Here is a 3,811-nt window from a genome sequence, read left to right as displayed (position 1 = left end):
GTCTCGCGAAGCGTCGACATCGTCGTCATCGAAGATACCTTTTGGGGACAATGCCTGAAAAGCGCGTAAGCGGCACGCTCGTAGGGGATCTCGGAGCCGAAAAGAGCGAGGGACTGAGACGCTCCCGGCGAGAGGCGCTTTCTTGGGCGCAGTGACAGTATCTCATCGAGGTAGGTGCGCCGGTCCCCGAACTCGTCGATGTAGACACGGCGGGAAAAGGCCACCTCGCCAAACTCAGTGAGAATCGCACGTGACCTGGTATCCTTCACCCGCCAGCCCTCAGGCTTGTCGGCCAGCAGGCTCGCGTCGAATGCCTCCAGCGCCTCAGACATGGCGATGGCCAGTGCCGCCAGCAGGTCTTCAAGCACGCGTGTCTCGGTCTTCTCGAAATCCTCGAACAGGGCGATGCGGTCTAGACACAGCTCGACCAGCATCGACTTGAGCGCGGTATCATCGTGCATGCGAGTTTCCTTTCTTCTCTGGGTCTTCGACACACCAAGAGTAGAAGGAACCCCGCACTACGTCTCAAGACGACTTCGGGGTCACGCCCCCCTAAACCTTACGCGCTCCGACTTCGAACTTCGGGAGCGCTCAGGCAAATGGCGGGGTGGCTCGGCTGCGCGTTCCCTCAGCGCGCGCGGGGCTTTCTTCCCCCGGTCCCAAGGCGACTCATGAGGGCGTCGTCAGGCAGCCCATCCTTACTCCAGCCGCGTTGACGGTAGTAGTCGCGCTTGAGCGACTCGAGCGGCACGGCGCCTCTCCCGCCGACGTCTGACTCTTGCTCACGTGTCAGCCGCTCCGGCAGGGTGTCGGCCGAGCTGTCGACGCCGAAACGTGCCTGCAGCGCCCGCTCCAGATTGTAGGCGCGCTCGCCGACCGCCCAAAAACCGCCGAAGCCGTACCGCTCGCCGGTCGCGAGTTCGATCGCCCTGATGTGCGGGATAAGAGGCATGGGGATGCGGAGAAGGCCGCGTGGCGCGATGCGCATCAGCCGCAGCACAACGGACGCGTGCTGGAAGAGGATCGCAGCCGAGCGGCCCAAGGCGCCGCCGGGCGTTGCAACGAGCGAGCCGGGCATGACGCCGAGCGTGGTGAAAAGACAGCTCCCCGCCGAGGAAATCGCCTCCATGAGGTCTTGGAAGAGCACGACCAGCGCCGCCTTGCCCTTCGGTGAACGGCCGTCCATCTGCAGAGCGAGCCCCTCGAGGGCCACGCCGTAGCCGCCGCCGAGATGACACCCGCCGCGGTTAGCGACTGCGTACCCGAGACCCTGACCCACAGCCCTGCGCGGCTCGTACGCTGCGATTTCCAGGCCCTTCACATTCATGGCAAAATCGGCTCCACCGTAGCGCTCGGCCAGCGCCCGGCTTCCGTCGGCAAGCTCATCGCCCAGGCCGCGACGGTACGCGATGTCTTCGAAGATCGCCGCCAGCCCGTCGGTTCTGCCGAACTCCAGCCCGTTGTCCCACAGCCCCTGCTCGGCGGCTTCCATCGCGAACGAGATCGTCCCGCCCGTGCTCATTGTGTCCAGGCCAAGCTCGTCGAGTATCTCGTTCCATTCGATGATGCGGTCGAGGTCAGGGTTGTCGAGGTTGGCGCCGAGCAACACGAGCGTTTCGAGCTCGGGTCCCTTGATGCGCCGGCCATCGAGTTCAACCACTCTTCCGCAGCGGATCGGGCAGCTTGTGCAGCCGGCCGTATCCACGAGGCGCCGTGCCGCGAGGGCCTCCCCGTCGATCTCTCCCGCGCCATCGAAGCGTCCGTGCTTGAAGTTGCGGGTTGCGACAATTCCGAGATCTTGCATCGGCTTGAGGAACCCCGCGGTTCCTAGGCGCGGAAGTGAGTCGCCGGCGATCGGATGGGCTTTGAGCGCCGCGCTCCACGCTTTGATGTGCTTGCTGTAGCGCTCAGGCTCGGCGACGGGAGTCCTCCGGGTGCCCCAGGCGGCGATGCCTTTGAGGTTCTTCGAGCCGAACACCGCACCCATGCCGGCGCGGCCGGCGGCGCGGTCGTCTGAGAGAAGACACGCGTACGCGACGAGGTTCTCGCCGGCAGGCCCGGCGACGATGGTCCCGCAGCGCTTCCCGACGTCCTTGCGGAGCGCGTCCTGGGCTGCGGTTGTCCTGAGCCCCCAGACATCTGTGGCGTCGTGAACGGTCACGCCTTCCTCGGCGATCTCGAGCCAGACAGGCTGTGCGGCAGCGCCTGTCACGATCAGTGCATCGTAGCCCGCACGTTTGAGGTGCGTGCCGAACGAGCCCCCGCAGTTCGAAGTGGCGGGCAGGCCGGTGAGCGGCGAGCGAGCCGCAACGCTGAAGCGGGATGACGACGGTGCGCCGGTGCCGGTAAGCGGCCCCGTTGAGATGACCAGCACGTTCCCCGGCTCGAGCGGGCCGGCATCTGTGGGCAGGATGTCCGCGAGTATGCGTGCCGCCATCGCCTTTCCGCCGAGCCAGGTCCGGTACTCCTCATCGCTCCAGGGGTAATCGCGAATCTCGCCGCTGCTCAGGTCGACGGCGAGCACGCGGCCCATCCAGCCGCCCCGCAGCGTCATAGCGCACCTTCAAGGATCGCGACGAGCTCCTCGTAGGTCGGTTGTTTGACGTTCATCAAGAGCGCCGCGTCGTCGAGCGCCACAGACGCGATCTCGGGAAGCTGCTCGATGCTCACGCCTGCTTGCGTGAGCGTCAGCGGGAGGCCGGTGCGCTCATGCAGCTGCACGAGCAGTGCTCGCACAGCATCTATCGCGGCCTGCCCGCGCTCGGCGGGAGGCGTGGCGGCGTAGACATCGATTCCGGCGAGGTTCGGCAGGATCGCACCGTAGCGGTCGCACACGGCATCGCTGTTGTAAGCCATCCCGTGCGGGAGCAGCAGTGCCATGGCGTCTCCGTGCGCCACTTCGGCGACGGCTCCTACCGCATGCCCCATTGCGTGTACGATGCCGACCATCGAGTTACTGAAGGCCACGCCGGCCATGAGTGCTGCGTTGGCGAGCGCCAGGCGAGCGCGCTCGTCGTCGGGGCGGTCGAGGGCTTGCGGAAGATACTCGCGTATGAGGTCGAGCGCGGAGCGCGCGTAGTTCTCGGAGAGAGGATTGGCCTGTCGGCAGCTCACCGACTCCACAGCGTGGGTGAGCGCGTCCATCGCCGTCGATGCGGTCAACCGTGGCGGGAGCTTGAGGGTCATGCGCGGGTCGAGTATGGCCACGTCGGGCAGGAGCGAGAGCGACTGGAAGATCAGCTTGAGATGCCGATCGGTGTCTTTGATGACCGCTGCCGAGGTCGCCTCAGATCCGGTGCCCGCTGTGGTCGGGATGGCGATGAACGCAACACTCCGCCGCCCCCGAAGGCTCTCGGCGCCGCGGTACTGCATCAGGTCGGTTGCGCCGTGGGTGAGCACGATCGCCGCTCCCTTTGCGGTGTCCAGTACGGAGCCGCCGCCCACCGCGATGATCGCGTCCGCTTGCGTCTCTCGGAAGACCCGGGCCACCTCGTTGACCACGGCCACCGAGGAGTCCACCGGCACATCGGCGAAGACGGTCGCGACGGTCGCCTCGGTGTCCGCCAGCGCGTCGATCACGACGGTGGCGACCTTGAGGTCGAGGAGCTGTTCGTTCGTGAGCAGCAGCGGACGCGACACGCCGAGTGAGAGGAGCTCGAAGCCGATGTGCTCGATCGCTCGGCTTCCCGAGAGGATCTTTGCCGAGTTCTGGAACTCGTAGTAGGCGGGAATCAAGGGCGCTCTCCTGAATCGATTGTCACGTTCGAGTGCAGTAGGTTCGCATAGGCGACCAGATGCCCCCGGCTGCGTT

General features: G+C 65.9%; 3 protein-coding genes. All 3 read right to left on the bottom strand.

Going from position 1 to position 3,811, the window contains the following annotated elements; all coding sequences use genetic code 11:
• Nucleotides 1-461, bottom strand: a 461-nt coding sequence (locus tag KGZ89_06865; protein MBS3974567.1) for a UPF0236 family protein, incomplete at its 3' end; no start/stop codon positions are given.
• A 167-nt stretch (nt 462-628) separates the two neighbouring features.
• Entirely contained in the window at nt 629-2,554 is a 1,926-nt protein-coding gene (locus tag KGZ89_06860; protein ID MBS3974566.1) for an aldehyde ferredoxin oxidoreductase family protein, read from the bottom strand.
• Nucleotides 2,551-3,735: an iron-containing alcohol dehydrogenase gene (locus tag KGZ89_06855; protein MBS3974565.1), complete on the bottom strand. Its 1,185-nt coding sequence runs from the start codon at nt 3,733-3,735 to the stop codon at nt 2,551-2,553. The genes KGZ89_06860 and KGZ89_06855 overlap by 4 nt, the downstream gene beginning before the upstream one ends.
• Between the last annotated feature and the right edge of the window lie 76 nt (nt 3,736-3,811).

This window comes from Actinomycetota bacterium, from assembly GCA_018334075.1.
Lineage (GTDB): Bacteria > Actinomycetota > Coriobacteriia > Anaerosomatales > UBA912 > JAGXSC01.
Note: the sequence above shows the minus strand (reverse complement) of the source record. Positions and strands in the feature narration are given on the sequence as shown.

Excerpts from the sequence above, each read along its gene's own strand:
- KGZ89_06860 (MBS3974566.1), bottom strand. The coding sequence starts at position 2,554 with ATGACGCTGCGGGGCGGCTGGATGGGCCGCGTGCTCGCCGTCGACCTG.